At 40.3% G+C, this 4,542-nt stretch carries 3 protein-coding genes; all 3 read right to left on the reverse strand.

The genetic code is table 11. The annotated features are described in order from the left end of the window. Nucleotides 1–275: 275 nt before the first annotated feature. The 3 genes from H4J69_RS19345 to H4J69_RS19355 all read right to left on the reverse strand — a co-directional run bounded on the left by H4J69_RS19345 (nt 276) and on the right by H4J69_RS19355 (nt 3,426). On the reverse strand, nt 276–1,886 hold the full coding sequence (locus H4J69_RS19345; protein WP_182245168.1) for a GMC family oxidoreductase: 1,611 nt from the start codon (nt 1,884–1,886) through the stop codon (nt 276–278). Between the two features lie 3 nt (nt 1,887–1,889). Beyond that, entirely contained in the window at nt 1,890–2,429 is a 540-nt protein-coding gene (locus H4J69_RS19350; RefSeq protein ID WP_182245167.1) for a hypothetical protein, read from the reverse strand. A 121-nt stretch (nt 2,430–2,550) separates the two neighbouring features. Next, on the reverse strand, nt 2,551–3,426 hold the full coding sequence (locus H4J69_RS19355; RefSeq protein WP_182245166.1) for a D-hexose-6-phosphate mutarotase: 876 nt from the start codon (nt 3,424–3,426) through the stop codon (nt 2,551–2,553). Nucleotides 3,427–4,542: the final 1,116 nt, after the last annotated feature.

Here is a 4,542-nt window from a genome sequence, read left to right on the forward strand (position 1 = left end):
TTCAGCATGACGACAAGAGTGTTAAGCGAACACCGTCATCTTGCTCACAAAGCCTTGCCCTGAACACAACACCTTCATCCTGAACACATCTCCGTCATCCTGAACTTGTTTCAGGATCTGTACTTGGAACCAAAAACGCAGATACTGAAATGAATTCAGCATGACGACAAGAGAAATTAATCCAGCATGATGAAAATTGTGCTAATAATTATAATTCGATCTATTTTTCATCGTAAGTTTAGTTGTTTTCTTGTCTAACGCCAAAAATAAAACCTTTATAATTTATTCAATTTTTTAGCAAGTTTGGTCGCTTGTTTACAAACTAAACTATAAATAGAAAGTTGCGGGTTAGTACCAATAGATGTAGGAAAAACAGAACCATCAAATACCCATAAATTATCTAAATAATGGTACTTACAATCACTATCAACTAAGCATAGTGCTTTATTTTCACCCATCGCTAAGCCACCCATAACGTGAGCGCTACCAATTAAGTTGTTACTGACTTTATGCTCGAGTTCATTAAAACCGGCTTTAAAAGACTCAAAGCTTTCAAACCATTGTCCGTGTTGATGTGCGGGGCGAACTCTTTTAGCACCAGCAGCAAACTGCACTTCAGCCATAGATAAATAAGCGCGTTTAACCCCATCAAATAAATAATCATTCATCGGATAATCAACAATCGGGCTACCGTCATCAGAAAGCGTTATTTCAGCGCCTTCACTATCAGCGTCAAAGCCATCACGTAACAAGGCTAACATTGCATGGGTATTATTCAGCTTTGCCATATCCTCAACATGTTTAGTGCCGTGGCCCATTAACATAATTGATGACATAGCCGGGTGTAATGGCGGTACCTCTAACTTATAACTTAACGGCCCGGTAGCACCATTTTGCCATTGATAATGATCACTATAAATAGTTTGTGGCGCACCATAAAAAGGCGATATTTCTTTATCAAATTGAGCAAAGGAGAAAACAGTTGGATGCAAGAAGGTTCTTTTACCAATACGATTATTCGGATCTGGCGCTTTAGAGCGTAACATCAGTGCTGGGCCGTTAATCGCACCAGCTGCTAAAATAATATAAGGTGCTTTGGCGATGATTTTTTTCGCTGTCTTTTTCTTATTATCATCGAGCGCAAAACATTCTACGGCTGTTATTTTTTTATTCTCAATAATTAACCGTTCGACACGAGCTTGATAAAGTAATGTGGCTCCATGTTCAAGCGCATCTGGGATAGTGGTAACTAGCATCGATTGTTTTGCGTTGGTCGGACACCCCATACCGCAGTAGCCTAAGTTCCAGCAGCCTTTGACATTGCGCGGAATAACTTTCCATGGAATATTGAGTTGCTCACAACCTTCTTTTAGCACCGCATTATTTTCATTCGCTCCACCTTGCCATGCCGTGACATTTAGGCGCTTTTCCATTTGTTCAAACCAAGGGACCATATCGCTGATGCTACAGCCTTTTACCTGAAATGTTTTTTGCCAATAATCTAGGGTTGGTGACGGTGTTCTGAAGCTTGAGGTCCAGTTGATTACGGTAGTTCCGCCAACACAGCGCCCTTGCAAGATACCAATGCCACCATCTTTTGTGGCTCGCCCAGCATTTTCTTGATACAAATCGGCATAGGCAGTTCGTTCATCCATTTTAAAGTCACGGGTCGACTTTAATGGCCCTTCTTCTATCATCAACACCTTTAGCCCTTCCTGCGCCAGTATTTCAGCACTTGTGCCTCCACCAGCCCCAGTGCCAATAATAATAACATCGGCGCTAATAATATTGGTATCTAGCTGATTAGCATTTACCGTTTGCTTGGTGATCGCTTTATTTGCTGAGTACGGATCGCTAATACCACGAATTTCAGAGACTATTTTCACGTTTTATTCCTGCGATGGATATATTTTAGGAGGGCCTGGGTATCCCGCTTGTAAATAATTTTCTGACTGAGCATACCAACTCATAATAATCAGCTTACCTAAAGAAGCGTAGCCAGTACGTTTTAATGAAAATAGGCTATTTTTCCAACCTTGTAGGAAGCTTTCAATTTCTTTCGCTGAGGTTACGTTCCAATCACTGGTCGGTGCACCAACAAGATAACGAAATGTCGTCGATGACATTAAATCAAACAGCTGCCGTAATTGCTTTTGGGAGTGTTCACCTAAAGTAATTATTTGTTGGTCAACAGCCATTAATAAGCGCACTCCAGCGTCTTTAGCTAATACACCAGGATAGTTACTCTTTAACATAACAGGGGCAAGCGCTAATAAAAAATCAGCATCAGATGCTTGAAGAAAATCAAATTTTTGTAGGTTTTTTGTACTTGGGTTGGCCAGTGCTATAGCAGACAAGCTACTGCCAACCAACAAGATGGCACTGCCAAGCAGACTAACTTTAAAGAATTCTCTACGACTTGTATTCACACAGCCACCAAAATTATAAAAGATAATACCAACTGGTATTACCTGTTAATTAATCATCAAAAGATAAAGGATAATAGCGACAAAGTCTAGTGGCTTAAATTGAGTGCTGTTTTTGATGTGTTTATGTTAGCGTGACTTTCTGCCCGATCATCACGGTCTCATTCGCTTGGACAACTTGCCTGTCAGTATTAGCTGCCTCTAAACACACAAATTCTTTTTCAGCGCCAACATGAAGATCTTTCATTCGCTGAGCAACCTCAACGCCGGGGTTCCATAAAACCCACTGCTGACAATTTGTTGACGATACTGTAAGCGTTCTTTGCCATTGTTTATCTTCGATTAAGCATTGTTGGTTAGTGTAATAAATACGATCGACTTCACCCAGACAATTTTCTAAAGCAGCAAGCTGCTGTTCTTTACCCGTAACTTTGTCATCAAAGGGAAACTCCGCTAAGGGCGCTACCGTAATATTTTCTGGTGCACTAACGGCAAAGTAACTGTGTAATGCCGCTGAATATTCAAACGCCTTGGATGATAAATTACTAATAAATAATTTTTGTTCAAATTGTTCAGAAAAAACCAACTGCTGCTTCAATTGGTATTGATGAGGCCATAATGGGTGCTCATTTTCTCCAGACAAAGATAAAGTTACCGTAATCCTGTCTTTAACAACGATCACATCATCAAGTTGCCAATTTCGTTGACGAGCAAAACCATGATTACCCGTTTTTTCACCGCTAGGTGCTTGATATGGACCAAACCATGGCCAACATAAAGGAATCCCACCTCTAATAGGCGTTCCCTGTTCAAAAATAACGTCATCACTAAGCCAAAACACTGGTTTTTGGTTAGCGGGTTGCCAAGCGAGAACATGACCACCATATAAACTTATTTTTGCTGTACAAGTATTATGGATAATTTCTAGTGCATTTATCTGATCGGTAAGCGAAACTTGCTTAATTTGACCAAATTCATTTTCAGCAATAATTGATGACATACAACCTCAAGCGGTATTTAGAAAGTAATAAATAAATCATTATAACGATAATATAAATAACCGTCATCCTGAATACTACTTCGTCATCCTGATACCAACTCCGTCATCCTGAACTTGTTTCAGGATCTGTACTTGATCTACAAAGACCAGATACTGAAATAAATTCAGCATGACGACTAGAGAAATAAATTCAGCATGACGACAAAAAGGCTATACGATTTCCGACTCCCTGATACCAACACCGTCACCCTGATACCACTCTCCGTCATCCTGAACTGGTTTCAGGATCTGTACTTATAACCAAAAAGACCAGATACTGAAATAAATTCAGCATGACGACTAGAGAAATAAATTCAGCATGACGACAAAAAGGCTACACGATTACCGACTCCCTGATACCAACACCGTCACCCTGATACCACTCTCCGTCATCCTGAGCTTGTTTCAGGATCTGTACTTACAACAAAGACCAGATACTAAAATAAATTCAGCATGACGACAAAAAGGCTACACGATTACCGACTCCCTGATACCTACACCGTCACCCTGATACCATCTCCGTCATCCTGAACTTGTTTCAGGATCTGTACTTATAACCACAAAGACCAGATACTGAAATAAATTCAGCATGACGACAAAAAGGCTACACGATTACCGACTCCCTGATACCAACACCGTCATCCTGATACCGACACCGTCATCCTGATACCACTCTCCGTCATCCTGAACTTGTTTCAGGATCTGTACTTATAACCCAAAAGACCAGATACTGAAATAAATTCAGTATGACGACAAAAAGGCTACACGATTACCTACTCCCTGATACCTACTCCGTCATCCTGATACCAACAACGTCATCCTGATACCACTCTCCGTCATCCTGAACTTGTTTCAGGATCTGTACTTACAACCACAAAGACCAGATACTGAAATAAATTCAGCATGACGACAAGGAGTGAGACAATGCGAATAATAAACAAACCACTCTCCGTCATCCTGAACTCGTTTCAGGATCTGTACTTATAACCACAAAGACCAGATACTGAAATAAATTCAGTATGACGACTAGAGAAATAAATTCATCATGACGACTAGAGAAATAAATTCAGCATGACG

The organism is Colwellia sp. BRX10-9, assembly GCF_014077405.1.
GTDB lineage: Bacteria > Pseudomonadota > Gammaproteobacteria > Enterobacterales > Alteromonadaceae > Colwellia_A.

What these genes read in the sequence shown, in the direction of transcription:
- H4J69_RS19355 (WP_182245166.1), bottom strand. Translation starts at nt 3,426, where the DNA reads ATGTCATCAATTATTGCTGAAAATGAATTTGGTCAAATTAAGCAAGTT.